At 72.4% G+C, this 17404-nt stretch carries 16 protein-coding genes; 13 read left to right on the top strand and 3 right to left on the bottom strand.

Annotated elements, in window-relative coordinates; translation table 11 throughout:
- From ABZ371_RS14755 to ABZ371_RS14715, 9 genes are all read left to right on the top strand, one after another.
- Window positions 1–1863: DNA translocase FtsK (locus ABZ371_RS14755; protein ID WP_358678560.1), on the top strand; the 1863-nt coding region annotated here is incomplete at its 5' end.
- A 213-nt stretch (window positions 1864–2076) separates the two neighbouring features.
- Window positions 2077–2877, top strand: coding sequence for a RodZ domain-containing protein (locus ABZ371_RS14750; protein WP_358678557.1), 801 nt, complete (start codon window positions 2077–2079; stop codon window positions 2875–2877).
- A 168-nt stretch (window positions 2878–3045) separates the two neighbouring features.
- Entirely contained in the window at window positions 3046–4524 is a 1479-nt protein-coding gene (rimO, locus tag ABZ371_RS14745) for a 30S ribosomal protein S12 methylthiotransferase RimO (RefSeq protein WP_358678554.1), read from the top strand.
- A complete protein-coding gene (gene pgsA, locus ABZ371_RS14740) occupies window positions 4521–5312 on the top strand; it encodes a CDP-diacylglycerol--glycerol-3-phosphate 3-phosphatidyltransferase (protein ID WP_358678551.1) in 792 nt (263 codons plus the stop codon). Before rimO ends, pgsA begins: the two co-directional genes overlap by 4 nt.
- On the top strand, window positions 5309–5827 hold the full coding sequence (locus ABZ371_RS14735; protein WP_358678548.1) for a CinA family protein: 519 nt from the start codon (window positions 5309–5311) through the stop codon (window positions 5825–5827). The genes pgsA and ABZ371_RS14735 overlap by 4 nt, the downstream gene beginning before the upstream one ends.
- Before the next feature lie 109 nt (window positions 5828–5936).
- Entirely contained in the window at window positions 5937–6320 is a 384-nt protein-coding gene (locus ABZ371_RS14730; protein WP_307124643.1) for a helix-turn-helix transcriptional regulator, read from the top strand.
- A 213-nt stretch (window positions 6321–6533) separates the two neighbouring features.
- Complete coding sequence (locus ABZ371_RS14725) at window positions 6534–7004, top strand: DNA starvation/stationary phase protection protein (RefSeq protein WP_358678545.1); 471 nt, start codon at window positions 6534–6536, stop codon at window positions 7002–7004.
- 71 nt (window positions 7005–7075) lie between these two features.
- Window positions 7076–7267 carry a CsbD family protein gene (locus ABZ371_RS14720; RefSeq protein WP_358678542.1) on the top strand — a complete coding sequence of 64 codons (192 nt, stop codon included), beginning with the start codon at window positions 7076–7078 and terminating at the stop codon, window positions 7265–7267.
- A gap of 297 nt (window positions 7268–7564) precedes the next feature.
- On the top strand, window positions 7565–7789 hold the full coding sequence (locus ABZ371_RS14715; protein WP_358678539.1) for a hypothetical protein: 225 nt from the start codon (window positions 7565–7567) through the stop codon (window positions 7787–7789).
- A gap of 49 nt (window positions 7790–7838) precedes the next feature.
- Here the strand turns inward: ABZ371_RS14715 and ABZ371_RS14710 are convergent, their stop codons facing one another.
- Window positions 7839–8648 carry a DNA-formamidopyrimidine glycosylase family protein gene (locus ABZ371_RS14710; RefSeq protein ID WP_358678536.1) on the bottom strand — a complete coding sequence of 270 codons (810 nt, stop codon included), beginning with the start codon at window positions 8646–8648 and terminating at the stop codon, window positions 7839–7841.
- A gap of 124 nt (window positions 8649–8772) precedes the next feature.
- Window positions 8773–13506 (bottom strand): DEAD/DEAH box helicase, encoded by a 4734-nt coding sequence (locus ABZ371_RS14705; RefSeq protein ID WP_358678533.1) that lies wholly within the window; start codon window positions 13504–13506, stop codon window positions 8773–8775.
- Window positions 13507–13861: 355 nt separating this feature from the next.
- On the opposite strand from ABZ371_RS14705, the gene ABZ371_RS14700 reads away from it, so the two are divergent.
- Together ABZ371_RS14700 and ABZ371_RS14695 are read left to right on the top strand one after the other, a co-directional pair.
- The gene (locus ABZ371_RS14700) at window positions 13862–14662 is read left to right on the top strand and encodes an AzlC family ABC transporter permease (RefSeq protein ID WP_358678530.1); all 801 of its coding nucleotides are present in this window, start codon (window positions 13862–13864) and stop codon (window positions 14660–14662) included.
- Window positions 14659–14964, top strand: a complete 306-nt coding sequence (locus ABZ371_RS14695; protein WP_358678527.1) for an AzlD domain-containing protein — start codon at window positions 14659–14661, stop codon at window positions 14962–14964. Before ABZ371_RS14700 ends, ABZ371_RS14695 begins: the two co-directional genes overlap by 4 nt.
- 17 nt (window positions 14965–14981) lie before the next feature.
- Here the strand turns inward: ABZ371_RS14695 and ABZ371_RS14690 are convergent, their stop codons facing one another.
- Window positions 14982–15896, bottom strand: a complete 915-nt coding sequence (locus ABZ371_RS14690; protein ID WP_358678524.1) for a hypothetical protein — start codon at window positions 15894–15896, stop codon at window positions 14982–14984.
- An 81-nt stretch (window positions 15897–15977) separates the two neighbouring features.
- On the opposite strand from ABZ371_RS14690, the gene ABZ371_RS14685 reads away from it, so the two are divergent.
- On the top strand, window positions 15978–16172 hold the full coding sequence (locus ABZ371_RS14685; RefSeq protein WP_358678521.1) for a DUF3046 domain-containing protein: 195 nt from the start codon (window positions 15978–15980) through the stop codon (window positions 16170–16172).
- 126 nt (window positions 16173–16298) lie between these two features.
- A partial coding sequence (locus tag ABZ371_RS14680) for an AI-2E family transporter (protein ID WP_358678519.1) occupies window positions 16299–17404 on the top strand: 1106 nt, incomplete at its 3' end.

The following is a 17404-nucleotide window of genomic DNA, read 5'->3' as shown; positions in this document are numbered from 1 at the left end:
GTCCTCGGCCCGGACGAGGCCGAGGGGGAGGCCCTGGCCAGGCGGCGCCGTCCGCGCAGGGGCTCCGCCCAGCCCGCGATGAACCGCACCATGGACGCCGTGGACGTGGCGGCGGCGGCCGCCGCCGCGCTCGACGGCGCCGTGATGAACGGCATGCCGCCCTCGCCGGTGGTCGCCGATCTGACGCAGGGAGTCTCCCCGGACCGCGACGCCGAGCGGACGGCGACCCCGGTCCCCGGAGCCAGGTCGGCCGGGAGGGCGCCCGCTCCGCGGAGCGGCCCGGGCCAGGACGCGTCGCCCTCCGGGGGCGTGCCCGATCTGACGAAGCCCGTCCCCGAGCGTTCCGGGGAACTGCCCGCCCGGGCCGAGCAGCTCCAGCTGTCCGGTGACATCACGTACTCCCTGCCCTCCCTCGACCTGCTGGAGCGGGGCGGCCCGGGCAAGACGCGCAGCGCCGCCAACGACGCGGTCGTCGCCTCGCTGACCACCGTCTTCACCGAGTTCAAGGTCGACGCGGCCGTCACCGGCTTCACCCGCGGCCCGACCGTCACCCGGTACGAGGTGGAACTGGGGCCGGCCGTCAAGGTGGAGCGCATCACCGCCCTGACCAAGAACATCGCGTACGCCGTCGCCAGCCCGGACGTCCGCATCATCTCGCCCATCCCGGGAAAGTCCGCGGTCGGTATCGAGATCCCCAACTCCGACCGGGAGATGGTCAACCTCGGCGACGTCCTGCGTCTCGCGGACGCGGCCGAGGACGACCACCCCATGCTGGTCGCGCTCGGCAAGAACGTGGAGGGCGGCTACGAGATGGCCAACCTCGCGAACATGCCGCACGTGCTCGTGGCCGGTGCGACGGGTTCCGGCAAGTCGTCGTGCATCAACTGCCTGATCACCTCGGTCATGGTGCGGGCGACCCCGGACGACGTCCGGATGGTGCTCGTCGACCCCAAGCGGGTCGAACTCACCGCGTACGAAGGCATTCCGCACCTCATCACGCCCATCATCACCAACCCGAAGAAGGCGGCCGAGGCCCTCCAGTGGGTCGTGCGCGAGATGGACCTGCGCTACGACGACCTGGCGGCGTACGGTTTCCGGCACATCGACGACTTCAACCACGCCGTGCGCAACGGCAAGGTCAAGGCGCCCGAGGGCAGTGAGCGGGAGCTGTCCCCGTACCCCTACCTGCTCGTCATCGTCGACGAGCTGGCGGACCTGATGATGGTCGCCCCGCGTGACGTCGAGGACTCCATCGTCCGCATCACCCAGCTGGCGCGCGCGGCCGGTATCCACCTGGTCCTCGCCACACAGCGGCCCTCCGTCGACGTGGTGACCGGTCTGATCAAGGCCAACGTGCCCTCCCGCCTGGCCTTCGCGACCTCCTCGCTGGCCGACAGCCGGGTCATCCTCGACCAGCCGGGCGCCGAGAAGCTTATCGGGAAGGGTGACGGGCTGTTCCTGCCGATGGGGGCCAACAAGCCGACCCGCATGCAGGGGGCCTTCGTCACCGAGGCAGAGGTCGCGGCGATCGTCCAGCACTGCAAGGATCAGATGGCGCCGGTGTTCCGGGACGACGTGGTCGCCGGCACGAAGCAGAAGAAGGAGATCGACGAGGACATCGGCGACGACCTCGACCTCCTGTGCCAGGCGGCCGAGCTGGTCGTCTCCACCCAGTTCGGCTCCACGTCGATGCTCCAGCGCAAGCTCCGCGTGGGCTTCGCGAAGGCCGGCCGTCTCATGGACCTGATGGAATCGCGCAACATCGTGGGCCCCAGCGAGGGCTCCAAGGCGCGCGACGTCCTGGTCAAGGCGGACGAACTCGACGGGGTCCTGGCCGTCATCCGGGGGGAAACCGCTCCGTAGGAGTGTCGCGGGCAACCGTTTCGCCCAGCCGTACGTCAAGTTGAGGAAGGGAGCGGCGGGACGGTCGATCCGCTGCTCCGGATCGTGCCCTGCCCAAGGGGCTGCCCGGCGAACCCGATGGCGTACAAAGTCGTCGCTCCCGGTTGCCCCACCCTTTCGTACCACCCCTAGACTGAACATCCAGCAGGTGGCTCACGCTCGAAAGGCGCCCCCGTGTCCATCGGCAACTCCCCCGAAGACGACCGGCCTTCGATCGGTCTCGCGCTTCAGCAGGCCCGCGTCGCGGCGGGCCTGACGGTCGAGGAAGTCAGCGTCTCCACCCGGGTGCGCATCCCCATCGTGCACGCGATCGAGACGGACGACTTCTCCCGCTGCGGCGGCGACGTGTACGCACGCGGTCACATCCGCATGCTCGCGCGCGCCGTGGGGCTCGACCCGGATCCGCTCGTCGACCGCTACGACGCCGAGCACGGTGGGCGTCCCGCGCCCACCCCCGCGGCGCCGCTGTTCGAGGCGGAACGCATCCGCTCCGACCCCCGCCGGCCCAACTGGACCGCCGCCATGGTGGCGGCGATCGTCGCCGTGATCGGCTTCGTCGGCTTCACCGTCTTCAACGGCGACGACGACGGCTCTGGCACGGCTCAGGTGGCCGAGGGCTCCACACCCGACAGGAACACTCCCACTCCCGAGGCCACCAAGCCCGCCGACCCCAAGCCCGTGCCGTCCGACAGCGCCATCGCTGCCGCCCCGCGGGACAAGGTGACGGTGAAGCTGAGCGCCACCGAACGCAAGACCTGGGTCTCCGCCAAGGACCACAACGGGCGGCTGCTGTTCGACGGACTGCTGTACAAGGGCGAGTCCAAGACCTTCCAGGACAAGGAGCGGGTCGACCTCGTCCTCGGTGACGCCGGGGCGGTCGAGCTCTTCGTGAACGGCAAGAAGGTCGAGGACCAGTTCGAGCCGGGCCAGGTCGAACGGCTCTCGTACACCAAGGGTGACCCCGAGGCCGGCTGACCTCGCGCCCTCCGCGCGCGCACACCAGGACGGTGGCCCCCCGGCAGCAGTGCCGGGGGGCCACCGTCCTTCGTTCCGTCCGCACTCCGGCCCCGCCGTCCGGTCACTGCCCGTAGCCGCGAACCCTGCACGGTGGGGCGGGTGCCGGGACAAAGTAGTCTTGAGCCCATGCCCGAACGCCGTACCGTCGCCCTTGTCACTCTTGGCTGCGCCCGTAACGAGGTGGACTCGGAGGAGCTCGCAGGCCGCTTGGCAGCGGACGGCTGGGAGCTCGTCGAGAACGCCACCGACGCGGACGTCGCCGTCGTCAACACCTGCGGCTTCGTCGAAGCCGCCAAAAAGGACTCCGTCGACGCCCTGCTCGAAGCCAACGATCTCAAGGACCACGGCAGAACCCAGGCCGTGGTGGCCGTCGGCTGCATGGCCGAGCGCTACGGCAAGGACCTCGCCGAGGCCCTCCCGGAAGCCGACGGCGTCCTCGGCTTCGACGACTACGCCGACATCTCCGACCGCCTGCAGACCATCCTCAACGGCGGCATCCACGCCTCCCACACACCGCGCGACCGGCGCAAGCTGCTCCCGATCAGCCCGGCCGAGCGGCAGGACTCCGCCGTCGCGCTGCCCGGACACGCCCAGGAGGTGGCCCCGGCTCCCGCGGACCTGCCGGAGGGCGTCGCCCCCGTCTCCGGGCCGCGCGCCCCGCTGCGCCGCAGGCTGGGCACCAGCCCGGTCGCTTCCGTGAAGCTCGCCTCGGGCTGTGACCGCCGCTGCACCTTCTGCGCGATCCCGTCCTTCCGCGGTTCGTTCATCTCCCGGCGCCCCTCCGACGTGCTGGGGGAGACCCGCTGGCTCGCCGAGCAGGGGGTCAAGGAGGTGATGCTGGTCTCCGAGAACAACACGTCCTACGGCAAGGACCTCGGCGACATCAGGCTCCTGGAGACCCTGCTGCCCGAGCTCGCCGACGTCGACGGGATCGAGCGGATCCGCGTCAGCTACCTGCAGCCCGCGGAGATGCGCCCGGGTCTGATCGACGTCCTGACCTCGACGCCCAAGGTCGCCCCCTACTTCGACCTCTCCTTCCAGCACTCCGCCCCCAAGGTCCTGCGCGCGATGCGCCGGTTCGGTGACACCGACCGCTTCCTCGAACTGCTGGACACGATCCGGAGCAAGGCGCCGCAGGCCGGTGCCCGGTCCAACTTCATCGTCGGATTTCCGGGCGAGACCGAGGCCGACCTCGCGGAGCTGGAGCGCTTCCTCACCGGGGCGCGCCTGGACGCCATCGGCGTCTTCGGATACTCCGACGAGGAGGGCACCGAGGCCGTCGGTTACGACGGCAAACTCGACGCCGACGTCATCGCCGAACGCCTCGCCCACATCTCGCAGCTCGCCGAGGAGCTGACCTCTCAGCGCGCCGAGGAGCGGGTCGGGGAGACCTTGCAGGTCCTGGTCGAATCCGTGGAGTCCGAGGACGACGGGCCGGTCGCGGTGGGGCGTGCGGCGCACCAGGCGCCGGAAACCGACGGCCAGGTCGTCTTCACCGCACGCGAGGGTCTCGTTCCGGGCCGTATGGTCGAAGCCAAGGCAGTGGGCACCGAGGGAGTGGACCTCGTGGCCGAACACCACGAGCTTGCGGAGGCAGCCAGATGACGGGAGCCCCGGCACCCGCGGCGGGCGGATCCGGCTCGACGCCGGTGCCCCGCGGCGGCACGCTGGGAGCTGCGGGCGTCAGCCAGGCCGGCCTGTGGAACATCGCCAACATCCTCACGATGGTGCGGCTGCTGCTCGTCCCCGGGTTCGTCATGCTGCTCCTGCACGACGGCGGGTACGACCCGGTCTGGCGCTCGTTCGCCTGGGCGTCCTTCGCCGTCGCGATGATCACCGATCTCTTCGACGGGCACCTCGCCCGTGCCTACGACCTGGTGACGGACTTCGGGAAGATCGCCGACCCGATCGCGGACAAGGCGATCATGGGGGCCGCGCTGCTCTGCCTGTCCTCGCTGGGTGACCTGCCGTGGTGGATCACCGGCGTGATCCTCTTCCGGGAGCTCGGCATCACGCTCATGCGGTTCTGGGTCATCCGGCACGCCGTGATTCCGGCCAGTCGTGGCGGAAAGGTGAAGACGCTGGCGCAGGGCACGGCCGTCGGCATGTACGTCCTGGTGCTGACGGGACCGCTGGCGACCCTGCGCTTCTGGGTAATGATGGCGGCCGTCGTACTGACGGTCGTGACGGGGTTCGACTACGTGCGCCAGGCCGTGGTGCTGCGCCGCAAAGGGCTCGCCGACCGCGCCGCGGCCATGGCAGCCGTCGCGGCCGCGGCGGACGCCGTCCGTGTCGGCGCGGACAGGGAGCAGCGCGTCGCCGCCCGCCGTCCCGAGGGCGGGATCGAGGAGCGCGTGGCAGGAGCCACGGGCGCGGCGGAGGCCGAGCGGTGACGTCCGGGTCCGGGGCCGCCGGGGTACTGCGAGCGCTGCGGGAGCGCGGTGAGACGCTCGCCGTCGCCGAGTCCCTGACCGGCGGCCTCGTGGCCGCGGAGCTGACCTCCGTGCCCGGGGCCTCGCAGAGCTTCCGCGGGTCCGTGACGGCGTACGCGACGCCCCTGAAGGAACGATTGCTGGGCGTGGACGGAGCGCTCCTCGCCGAGCGCGGCGCGGTGGACCCCGATGTGGCCGCCGCGATGGCCCGGGGAGTGCGGGAGGCGCTGGGCGCCGACTGGGGCGTTTCCACCACGGGTGTCGCCGGCCCCGACCCTCAGGACGGCAAGCCCGTCGGAACGGTGTACGTGGCCGTCCGGGGGCCCGGCGGCGCAGGGAAAGTCGTCGGGCTGAGGTTGAACGGCGAGCGGGCGGACATCCGTAAAGAGAGCGTACGGTGCGTGCTCGAGCTGCTCTCCGGCGAACTCGGTGACAACGCGAGGGCACAGGATACGGAACAGAACGGGGGGAATTGATGTTTGCAGCCCTGAGTGAACACGACATCGCTCCCCGCACGGCCGCGGCGCGAGGCGGTACGGTGGGGCGTGAAGGATGCGGCTACGCGGTCCGAGGAGGGAGCCACCGATGATTCTGCTCCGTCGCCTGCTTGGTGACGTGCTGCGTCGGCAGCGCCAGCGCCAAGGCCGTACTCTGCGCGAAGTCTCCTCGTCCGCCCGAGTCTCGCTCGGCTATCTTTCCGAGGTGGAGCGGGGGCAGAAGGAGGCATCCTCCGAACTGCTCTCCGCCATTTGCGACGCGCTTGACGTACGGATGTCCGAGCTCATGCGTGAAGTGAGCGATGAACTGTCGCTGGCCGAACTGGCCGAATCGGCGGCAGCCAGTGACCCGGTGTCCGTGCCGGTACGCCCAATGCTCAATTCTGTCTCTGTGACGTCGGTGGCAGGTGTGCCGACGGGACGGGTGACCATCAAGGCGCCCGCGGAGGCGGTGGATGTCGTCGCCGCCTGACCTGCGTGGTCCGTGGTGAAACGGAGCCCCGGCCGATCCCTGGTGGATCGGCCGGGGTTTCCGTTTTGTGTGTGCGGCGCGGGTTGCCGGGCAGGTGCGTAGTGAGGCCGGGGGCCGCCCCCTACGGGAGCGGTCACTCGAATGACTGTTTTGGGTCAAATGTGCCATCGTGGACGGGTGGTATGCCGAACCGCTACCTGATCGGAGAAGTGCATGTCTGTCGTGAAGAGCCCGCTGACCGAGGACGACCGCAAGGTGGTCGGAGACGCACTGCAAGGTGCTCTGGTCGACCTGATCGACCTTTCCCTGGTGGCGAAGCAGGTTCACTGGAACGTCGTCGGCCCGCGCTTCCGGTCGGTCCACCTCCAGCTCGACGAGGTCGTGGACACGGCCCGGCAGCACTCGGACACGGTCGCGGAGAGGGCCTCGGCGGTCGGCGTCAACCCGGACGGGCGGTCCAGGACCCTCGCGCAGACCACGGCCATCGACATCGTGCCGGACGGCTGGATCAAGGACGTCGACGCGGTCAAGGTCCTGGTGGACGCCCTCCGTGTGGTGATCGACCGGATGCGGGAGCGGATCGAGGCGACCGCGGACCCGGATGCCGTCAGCCAGGACATCCTGATCACCCTGACGGCCGATCTGGAGAAGCACGCGTGGATGTTCCAGGCGGAGAGTGCTTGAGAGAGGCGGACCTCGCGGCTCAGCCGCGACGACCCGCACCGGGTGCCCGCCGACGAGCGAAGGAGCGCGTCATGAGTGACAAGCCCATGGACAAGATGAAGGGCAAGGCCAAGGAGGCGACGGGGAAGCTCACGGGCGACCGCCGCAAAGAGACCGAGGGCAAGACCGACCAGGCCAAGGCCAAGGCGGGCGGCGCCGTGGACGAGGCCGGCGAGCGCGCCAAGGGCATGAAGGACTCGCTCACCGACAACGACCGCCGCTAGCCGCTCCGGCCTGAGCGGCCCCCCAGGAACCCGATGTGCCTCCGCCGACGCGATTCGGCGGGGGCACACGTGTGTGCGGGAAGGGCGGGATGCATCCTGCGCGGGCCCGGGAGAAACTGCCGGGGGGGGGTGCGCGGCCCGTCCCGCTCGCACGTGGCACGGGCAGGGCGCGCCTGAGGGAGCGCGCGCCCCGTCGTCCTGTGAACTCCGCGCACGCCGGCAGACGCCGCGTAGTGCACCGACGCGCCCTCCCTCCCGGAGATCGAGCCCAACTGGCGTCGGCCGAAGGAGGCAGCCATGGTGCGGTGGTGGATGCCGGCGTGCGCCCTCGGTTGCGGGGTCTGGTGGTGGGCCGTGCTGCGCGTCCTGCTGGAGCCGGAGCACGCGGGGCTGGTGGAAGGCGCGGTGGTGGCGGGTGGCTGGGGGCTGAGCCTGCTGCCGGTGCATGTGACGGCGGGCGTACGGACCGGGTCCGCACCCGAGGAGGCCGCCGACGAGGCACGGCCGGAGAACACCGCTTAGCGGGCCGGGCCGCCCGGGCGCCGCTTGCCGGCCCGTCGGCGACTCCGGCTCAGCCGATCGGGCCGGACTGGCAGTGCGGGCACCAGTACGTGGGGCGGGCGTCCTGCTCCATCTTGCGGATCGGGGTGCGGCAGCGCAGACAGGGACGGCCCGCCCGGGAGTAGACGAAGAGCGGCTCGCGGGCGCGGGGGTGGGGCAGCGCGGGGGTGGGGCCGCCGGTCGTGGTCCGGGTGGGACGGTCACGGTTGGCTTCCAGCAGCTGCTTGGCCGTGGTCACCAGGCGCGAGGCGACCGGCGACGGCAGCTCGCCCACCGGCAGCCAGGGCGTGACGCGTGCCAGGAAGCAGAGCTCGCACTTGTACACATTGCCGATGCCCGCCAGGTTGCGCTGGTCCAGGAGGGCCTGCCCGAGCGGGCGCGCCGGGTCGGCGAGCAGATTCCGCAGTGCGACCTCCGGATCCCAGTCAGGGCCGAGCAGGTCCGGGCCGAGGTGCCCCACGGCCTTGTCCTCGTCCCGGGTGCGCAGCAGTTCCAGTACGGGCAGTCGATAGCCGACGGCGGTGTGCTGGGCGGTGCCGAGGATCGCACGGATCTGGTGGGCCGGACCGCCCCGCCACCGGTCGCCCGGATCGTAGACGCGCCAGGCACCGTCCATCCGCAGATGGCTGTGCAGGGTGAGACCGCCCTCGACGCGGGTGAGCAGGTGCTTGCCGCGTGCGGTGACGTCCAGGACCTGCCGGCCGGTCAGGTCGGCCGTGGCGAATCTGGGGACGCGCAGGTCCGAGCGCGTCAGGACGTGGCCGGCGAGTGCGAGGTCGAGGCGCTTGGCGGTCTGCAGCACGGTGTCACCTTCGGGCATGCCTCCATGATGCGCCGCCCCGTGCGGGGGCGGTCGGACCGGGCCCGGGCCGGCGAGGACCGTGCGCCGGCATCCGCCGGGTGCCGACGGCCTCGCGAGCCCCGGTCTCACGGTGGCCCCGGTCTCACGCGCGAAGCCGCAGGCCGCGCGGGGTGGCGAGGAAGCCCGCCTCCTCGAGGGTGCGGCCCAGAGGGGAGGTGAGCGAGGACGCGCCGTTGGTGCGCTCCACCGTGACCGTGCCGAGCGCCCCCGCGCGTGCCGCCGACGCGAGCGCCTCTGCGGCCGCCCGGAGCGCCGGATCGGCCGGGTCGGTGGGCCACGCGAGGAGGGTCTTGCCACCGCGCTCCATGTAGAGCGTGAGCTCACCCCCGACGAGGACGACCAGCGCCCCCGCCTTGCGGCCCGGCTTGTGCCCCGCCCCGTCCGGCGACTCGGGCCAGGGCAGGGCCGCACCGTAGGCGTTCGCCGGATCGGCGGCGGCCAGGACCAGGGCGCGGGGAGGGTCGCCCGGATCCGCGCGGTCACGGGCCGTGGACACGGCCCTGAGCCGGTCCACGGCGCCGTCCATCGCGAACTGTGCCGCGCCCAGGCCTTCGACGACGTATCCCCGGCGTGCCTGCCCGCTGTCCTCGAACGCCGCGAGGACGCGGTACATCGCGGAGAACCCGCCTTCCACGCCCTCGGCCTGCACCGCGCCGCGGGTCACCACACCGTGGCGGTCCAGGAGGGTCCGGGCCAGGGCGTGTGCGCGGTGGGTCGGCTCGGGCTCGGCCGGGGGCAGCAGGGACCACCGGCCCGAGACGGTCGGAGGACCGGTCCGGGAAGCGGGGCGGGCGGCCGCGGTCAACGTCCCGTAACGGCCGCGCGGCACGTTGCGCTTGGCGCGGTGCGCGGTGGCGCCCGCCGTGCGGCCCGACCCGAGCAGGGAACGCAGGGGCGCCAGGGTGTCGTTGGTGAGGCGGCCGGACCAGACGAGGTCCCACAGGGCGTCGGCCAGTTGCGGATCGGTGCAGTCGGGATGGGTGGTGGCGCGCACCTGATCGGCGATCTGCCGGAAGAAGAGGCCGTACCCGCCGGAAAGCGCCGTGAGGACCGACTCGTGCAGCGCGCTCAGCTCCAGCGGGTGAGGCGGCGGCAGGAGGAGGGGGGCGCTGTCGGCGAGATAGAGCGACAGCCAGCCGTCCTTGCCCGGAAGCGCTCCCGACCCGGCCCAGAGGACCTCACCCGTGGTGGTGAGCTCGTCCAGCATGGCGGGGGTGTACCCGGCGACACGGCTCGGCAGGATCAGCTTCTCCAGGGCCGACGCCGGAACGGGGGCGCCCTGCAGCTGTTCGACGGCGCGGGCCAGCCCGTCGATGCCGCGCAGCCCGGTGTCACCGAGGTGCTGCCACTGCGGGAGGAAGCCGGCCAGGGCGGCGGGCGGGACGGGCTCCAGCTCCTGGCGGAGCGCGGCCAGCGAACGGCGGCGCAGCCGGCGCAGCACCGTGGCGTCGCACCACTCCTGGCCGATGCCCGCCGGGTGGAACTCGCCCTGGACGACGCGCCCCGAGGCCGCCAGGCGCTGCAGTGCGCCCTCGGTGACGGCGGTGCCGAGGCCGAAGCGGGCCGCGGCCCGGGTGGTGGTGAACGGGCCGTGCGTACGGGCATGGCGGGCCAGGAGGTCTCCGAGGGGGTCCTTCACCGGTTCGGTGAACGCCTCGGGCACCCCCACGGGCAGGGCCGTACCGAGCGCGTCCCGCAGCCGGCCCGCGTCCTCGATCGCCGCCCAGTGCGGGGAGCCGCCGATGCGCACCTGGATGGCCCTGCGGGCCGTGCCGAGCTCTGCGGCCCAGTGCGGCTCGGCGCCGCGCTCGGCGAGTTCGCCGTCGGTGAGCGGACCGAGCACACGCAGCAGGTCGGCGACGCCCTCGACGTCCTTGATCTTCCTGTCGTCGGTCAGCCACTGGAGTTCGCGCTCGAGTTCGCCGAGGACGTCGGCGTCGAGCAGTTCACGCAGTTCGGCCTGACCGAGCAGTTCGGCGAGGAGATGGGAGTCGAGCGAGAGCGCGGCGGCCCGCCGCTCGGCCAGCGGGGAGTCGCCCTCGTAGAGGAACTGTGCGACGTAGCCGAAGAGGAGGGAGCGGGCGAACGGCGAGGGTTCGGCAGTCGTGACCTCCACCAGGCGGACCCGGCGGGCCTCCAGATCACCCATCAGCTCCGTGAGGCCGGGTACGTCGAAGACGTCCTGCAGGCACTCGCGGACCGCTTCCAGGACGATCGGGAACGAGCCGAACTCGGATGCCACCTGCAGCAGCTGGGACGCGCGCTGGCGCTGCTGCCACAGAGGGGTGCGCTTGCCCGGACTGCGCCGGGGCAGCAGGAGGGCGCGTGCAGCGCATTCGCGGAAGCGGGAGGCGAACAGGGCCGATCCGCCCACCTGGTCGGTGACGACCTGCGCGATCTCCCCCTTGTCGAAGACGACGTCGGTCGCGCCCACCGGCGGCTGGTCGCTGTCGGACCCTCCGCCGGGGAACGCCGCTCCGGGACCGTCGCCGGCGGGCGCACCGCCCGCACCGGTGCCCGGCGTGCCGTCCGCCCCGGTGCCGGGTCCGGCCTGCGCGGGATCGAAGTCGAAGAGGTCGAGACCCATCAGGTCGGCGTCGGGCAGCCGCAGCACGATGCCGTCGTCCGCGTGCATGACCTGGGCGTCCATGCCGTACCGCTCACCGAGCCGTGCCGACAGCGCGAGGGCCCACGGGGCGTGGACCTGGGCGCCGAACGGTGAGTGCACGACGACCCGCCAGTCGCCCAGCTCGTCCCGGAACCGCTCGACGAGGACCGTCCGGTCGTCGGGGACGTGGCCGCACGCCCGGCGCTGCTCGTCCAGGTAGGACAGGATGTTGTCCGCCGCCCAGGCGTCGAGGCCGGCCGCGAGCAGCCGGAGCCGGGCGTCGTCGGCGGACAACCCGCCGATCTCCCGCAGGAACGCCCCCAGCGCCCGGCCCAGTTCCAGCGGGCGGCCGAGCTGGTCGCCCTTCCAGAACGGCAGCCGGCCCGGCACGCCGGGGGCGGGGGAGACCAGGACCCGGTCCCGGGTGATGTCCTCGATCCGCCAGGAGGTGGTGCCCAGGGTGAAGACGTCGCCGACCCGGGACTCGTACACCATCTCCTCGTCCAGCTCGCCGACGCGGCCACCCCCCTTCTTCGGGTCCGACCCGGCCAGGAAGACGCCGAAGAGCCCGCGGTCGGGAATGGTGCCGCCCGAGGTGACGGCGAGCCGCTGGGCGCCCGGACGGCCGGTGACCGTGCCGGCGACGCGGTCCCACACGACCCGCGGGCGCAGCTCCGCGAAGGCGTCGGACGGATAGCGCCCCGCGAGCATGTCGAGCACGGCGGTGAAGGCGGACTCGGGCAGTGAGGCGAACGGGGCGGCCCGGCGGGCCAGGGCCAGGAGGTCGTCGGCCTGCCAGCTGTCCAGGGCCACCATGGCGACGATCTGCTGGGCGAGCACGTCCAGGGGGTTGGACGGGACACGCAGCGCCTCGATGGCGCCTTCGCGCATGCGCTCGGTGACGACGGCCGCCTGCACGAGGTCGCCGCGGTACTTGGGGAAGACCACCCCGGTGGACACGGCGCCGACCTGGTGTCCGGCCCGGCCCACCCGCTGCAGTCCCGAGGCGACCGACGGCGGGGACTCGACCTGGATCACGAGGTCGACCGCGCCCATGTCGATGCCCAGCTCCAGACTGGAGGTGGCGACCACGGCGGGCAGCCGGCCGGCCTTCAGGTCCTCCTCGACCTGGGAGCGCTGTTCCTTCGACACCGAGCCGTGGTGGGCCCGGGCCAGCACGGGGGGCGCTCCCTTGGCCGCCCCGGACTGAGCCATGACCTCGGCGGGGGAGTGGGCCTCGGGCAGTGCTCCGGCCGCCTCGTCGTCGAACGCGGTGCCGGTCGCCCGCTCGTAGGCGATCTCGTTGAGCCGGTTGCACAGACGTTCCGCGAGGCGCCGCGAATTGGCGAAGACGATCGTGGAGCGGTGGGACTGGACGAGATCGGCGATCCGCTCCTCGACGTGCGGCCAGATCGACGGCTTGTCCGCCTGCTCCGCACCACCGTCGGTCGCGGGGGAGCCACCGAGCTCCCCGAGGTCCTCCACGGGGACGACGACGGACAGGTCGAACTCCTTCGCCGAGGGCGGCTGGACGATCTCGACCTTCCGTTGCGGCGACAGGAACCGCGCCACCTCGTCGACCGGGCGGACCGTCGCCGAGAGGCCGATCCGGCGGGCGGGGCGGGGCAGCAGCGCGTCCAGCCGCTCCAGTGAGACGGCGAGGTGCGCGCCGCGCTTGGTGCCGGCCACGGCGTGCACCTCGTCCAGGATGACCGTCTCGATACCGGCGAGCGCGTCCCGGGCCGAGGAGGTGAGCATCAGGAAGAGCGATTCCGGCGTGGTGATCAGGATGTCCGGAGGCCTGGTCGCCATCGAACGCCGCTCGGCCGGAGGGGTGTCGCCGGAGCGGATGCCCACCCGCACCTCGGGCTCGGGCAGGCCGAGGCGCACCGACTCCTGACGGATCCCGGTCAGAGGGGAGCGCAGATTGCGCTCCACATCGACCGCGAGCGCCTTCATCGGGGACACGTACAGCACGCGGCAGCGCTTCTTCACCTCGGCGGGCGGCGGTACGGCTGCCAGCCGGTCGAGGGAGGCGAGGAAGGCGGCCAGGGTCTTGCCCGAACCGGTGGGCGCGACGACCAGCACGTCCGAACCCTCACCAATGGCATGCCAGGCACCCTCCTGCGCCGCCGTGGGCGCGTCGAAGGCGCCCGCGAACCAGCCACGTGTCGCGGGCGAGAACGAATCGAGTGCGGAACCGGCCATGCCACCCATCGTGCACCCCCGCACTGACATCGCTGCGCAGGCCGGGGCTCCGGCGGTCGTGGCCGGCCCGCGCAGCGACATCGCAGGGCCGGTGCGGCGGGTGTTCCCGCGATCCAGCACTCTCCGGCCGCGGGGGGCCGGACGGGGCGGCCGCAGGACCGTGGGGCACATCCGGGGGACGTACCGGTGCCTGCCGGCTCGGACGTGCTGGGGCTCGGACGCGTAGGGACGCGGGAGAGCAGGGGCTCGGACGCACAGGGACGCGGGAGCGCAGGGGCTCGGACGCACAGGGGCGGGGCGGGAACGCGGGGACCGGAGGCCTGCTCCGGAACGCCGCCGCGTAACGTGGCCGGACGTGGCAGACAGAACAACACCCCCGCACGGCACCGGAGCACCGGGCGCGGGCGCCGCGGCCGGCGACACCGGCCGGGCAGGGACGAAGCCGGACGCTGCCGTCGTCAGGGACGCACTCGGCGTGGGCGTGGCCGTCGGCCTGTCCGGTTTCGCCTTCGGCGTCACCTCGGCGGGCGCCGGGCTCAGCCTTCCGCAGACCTGCGTGCTCAGCCTGCTCGTCTTCACCGGCGCCTCGCAGTTCGCCCTGGTGGGTGCGCTCGCGGCCGGCGGCAACCCGTACACCGCGGCGGCCGGAGCCTTCTTCCTCGGCGTCCGCAACGCCTTCTACGGGCTGCGGCTCTCCCAGTTGCTCTCCCTGCCGCGCGCGCTGCGGCCCCTGGCCGCCCACTGGGTCATCGACGAGACGACCGCGGTCACGCTCGCCCAGCCCACCCGGCGTGCCGCCCGCATCGGCTTCACGGTCACGGGGCTCACCCTGTACACCCTGTGGAACCTGACTACCCTGGTGGGCGCGCTGGGTGCCGAAGCACTCGGCGACACCGCCGCCTGGGGTCTCGACGCGGCCGGCCCCGCGGTGTTCCTCGCCCTCCTCGCGCCGATGCTGAGGACCGGCACGGAACGCGCCACGGCCGGGCTCGCCGTCGTCCTGGCCCTGGGGCTGCTGCCGGTGCTGCCGGCCGGCGTGCCCGTGCTGCTGTCGGCGGCGGCCGCCCCCGTCGTCCTGTTCCTGCTGGGACGCGGGAAGAAGGGGCCGGACGAGACAGCCGCCGAGGGCACCGCGGACTCCGGGGAGGACCGGTGAACGTCTGGATCGCCATCGCACTCACAGCGGCCGGCTGCTACCTCGCGAAACTGCTGGGGCTGCTGGTGCCCGCCGGCCTGCTGGAGCGGCCTCTCGTGCAGCGGCTGGCGGCGCTCCTCCCGGTCGCGCTGCTCGCGGCACTCACGGCCCAGCAGACGTTCGGCGACGGGCACCAGGTGGTGCTGGACGCCCGGGCCGCCGGTATCGCGGCGGCGGCGGTCGCCCTGGTCCTGCGCGCCCCGTTCCTCGTCGTGGTCGCTGTGGCCGTCCTGGTCACGGCGGGCGTACGCGCCGTGGCGTAGCGCGTCGGGCCCGGGGCTCAACCGGCCCCGCGCCCGTACGCGCGCAGGGTCTGCAACGCCCTGAGCGTCACGATCGGACGCCCTTCCAGGGCAGTTCCCGGAGCCCACCGCCGCCAGTTCACCGGCCAGCCCCCGTCCTCCTCCTGCTCGGCCGCCAGGTGCTCCAGGGCGTTCGCCATCTCCTCGTCGCTGAACCACCAGCGTGCCAGTGACCCGGGGGTGCGGGCGTAGTCGTAAGGGAAGTGGTGTTCCCCCGGCGCGTAGCCGGGGGCCACCGGGTACTCCGTGCGCCGCTCCGGGTCGAGCACCACCAGGCGCTGCTCCCGCACCAGGCGGCCCAGCCGGTCGGCGGCGGCCTCGGCCCGCGGCCGGTCGGGGGCGCCGTCCAGGAAGGCGACGGCCGCCTCGATCTCGTACGGGTGGGACCGCTCCAGCGCGTCGACGGCCGCCCAGCAGAAGTCGGTCGCCCGGAAGAGCCAGGCGTGCCACACCTGGTTGCGGTGGAGGAGCCCGACGACCGGGCCGGTGGCGAGCAGCTCGGCGGGCGGGTCGTCGACTACGGGGATGAAGGGGGCGGCGGGGTAACCGCGCTGTGAGGGAAGCAGCGCGGGCAGGGCGCCCTCCTTCGTCGAGACGTCGGTCAGGTAGTGGCAGATCCGCTCCACCCCCAGACCACGGCACCGGCCGATGGAGTCGAGGACGCTCAGTGCGTGGGCGGTGTGCAGGGGCTGACTCACGGGCCCGCGCAGATCGGGTTCGAGCGCGTGACCGTAGCCGCCGTCCTCGTTCCGGTAGGCGGCGAGCGCAGTCTCGACGGCGTCCGCGCCTCCTCCCAGGAAGAGGTGGGCGAACCGCCGCTGCTCGAGGACGCGTGCGGTGAGCCAGACGAACTGTTCGGCGCGGGCGAGAGGATCTTCTCCGGTTCCAGCCATGCACCGACGGTAGAGGGGAGGGTGCAGCCGGACACGGCTTTCCCGGTCCGACTGCACTCCTAGGAGCGCGATACTGAAGTCATGCGGTTGACGATTTTCTGGGAGCGGATGGCGGACCACTTCGGTGAGGTGTACGCCGACTCCTTCGCACGCGACCACGTGATGGCCGAACTCGGCGGCCGGACGGTGCACGAGGCCCTCGCCGCCGGCTGGGAGGCCAAGGACGTGTGGCGGGCGGTCTGCGTGGCGATGGGTGTTCCCGCGGACAGACGCTGAGCGCGGGTGAGCGAGACTGGTCGGGTGGCACCGACAGACGAGACCGCCCAGACAGACCCGCCTTCCCCTCCGCCCGTCCCGCCGGCCGCGCCACCGAACGTGCCGCCCGGCGACGGCCCGGTCCGCATGCCCCGGTGGCTCCCTCGCGCGATGGTCCTGGCCCTCGCGCTCTACGGCTGCTTCCGGCTGGGCAGCTGGGCGTTCGACCAGCTCATCGGCCTGCTGACCAACATCCTCATCGCCTTCTTCCTGGCACTCGCGATCGAGCCGGCGGTCAGCCGCATGGCCGGCCGGGGGATGCGCCGCGGGCTCGCGACCTTCCTGGTCTTCGTCGGGGTGCTGATCGCCGGGGTGGGCTTCGTCGTCCTGCTCGGCTCGATGCTCGCGGGACAGATCGTCAACATGGTCGACGACTTCCCCCAGTACCTCGACTCGGTGATCAGGTGGGTCAACGAGACGTTCCACACGAAGCTCTCCCGGGTACAGGTCCAGGACAGCTTCCTGCATTCCGACTGGCTCCAGAGATACGTCCAGAACAGTGCGACAGGGGTCCTCGACATCTCCACCACGGTGCTGGGGGGACTGTTCAGGCTGCTCACGATCTTCCTGTTCTCGTTCTACTTCGCGGCGGACGGACCCCGGTTGCGGCGTGCGCTGTGCTCCGTCCTTCCCCCGGCCCGGCAGGCCGAGGTGCTGCGGGCCTGGGAGATCGCCGCCGACAAGACGGGCGGCTACCTGTACTCGCGCGGCCTCATGGCGCTGATCTCCGGGGTGGCGCACTACGTCCTGCTCGTCTTCCTCGACGTGCCCTACGCGCCCGCGCTCGCGGTCTGGGTCGGTCTCGTCTCGCAGTTCATCCCCACGATCGGCACGTACCTGGCCGGTGCGCTGCCCATGCTGATCGCCTTCACGGTCAACCCCTGGTACGCGCTGTGGGTGCTCGGGTTCGTCGTCGTGTACCAGCAGTTCGAGAACTACGTCCTGCAGCCGAAGCTCACTTCCAAGACGGTCGACATCCATCCCGCGGTGGCCTTCGGGTCCGTCGTGGCGGGCACCGCGCTGATGGGCGCGGTCGGCGCGCTGATCGCGATCCCGGCCGTCGCCACGCTCCAGGCGTTCCTCGGCGCGTATGTGCGGCGCTACGCCGTGACGGACGACCCGCGGGTGCGCGGCGGCCACCGCCCGCGCCGCGGCGAGCCGGTCCTGTCACGGATCCGCCGTGCGGCCGGGCG

The organism is Streptomyces sp. NPDC005899 (assembly GCF_040629645.1).
Classification (GTDB): domain Bacteria; phylum Actinomycetota; class Actinomycetes; order Streptomycetales; family Streptomycetaceae; genus Streptomyces.
Note: the sequence above shows the minus strand (reverse complement) of the source record. Positions and strands in the feature narration are given on the sequence as shown.

Bases quoted from the DNA above. Each gene is read 5' to 3' on its own strand.
- ABZ371_RS14685 (WP_358678521.1), top strand. From the start codon at position 15,978: ATGCGGTTGACGATTTTCTGGGAGCGGATGGCGGACCACTTCGGTGAG.
- ABZ371_RS14720 (WP_358678542.1), top strand. From the start codon at position 7,076: ATGAGTGACAAGCCCATGGACAAGATGAAGGGCAAGGCCAAGGAGGCG.
- ABZ371_RS14715 (WP_358678539.1), top strand. From the start codon at position 7,565: ATGGTGCGGTGGTGGATGCCGGCGTGCGCCCTCGGTTGCGGGGTCTGG.
- ABZ371_RS14705 (WP_358678533.1), bottom strand. From the start codon at position 13,506: ATGGCCGGTTCCGCACTCGATTCGTTCTCGCCCGCGACACGTGGCTGG.
- ABZ371_RS14710 (WP_358678536.1), bottom strand. From the start codon at position 8,648: ATGCCCGAAGGTGACACCGTGCTGCAGACCGCCAAGCGCCTCGACCTC.
- ABZ371_RS14730 (WP_307124643.1), top strand. From the start codon at position 5,937: ATGATTCTGCTCCGTCGCCTGCTTGGTGACGTGCTGCGTCGGCAGCGC.
- pgsA (WP_358678551.1), top strand. From the start codon at position 4,521: ATGACGGGAGCCCCGGCACCCGCGGCGGGCGGATCCGGCTCGACGCCG.
- ABZ371_RS14725 (WP_358678545.1), top strand. From the start codon at position 6,534: ATGTCTGTCGTGAAGAGCCCGCTGACCGAGGACGACCGCAAGGTGGTC.
- ABZ371_RS14690 (WP_358678524.1), bottom strand. From the start codon at position 15,896: ATGGCTGGAACCGGAGAAGATCCTCTCGCCCGCGCCGAACAGTTCGTC.
- rimO (WP_358678554.1), top strand. From the start codon at position 3,046: ATGCCCGAACGCCGTACCGTCGCCCTTGTCACTCTTGGCTGCGCCCGT.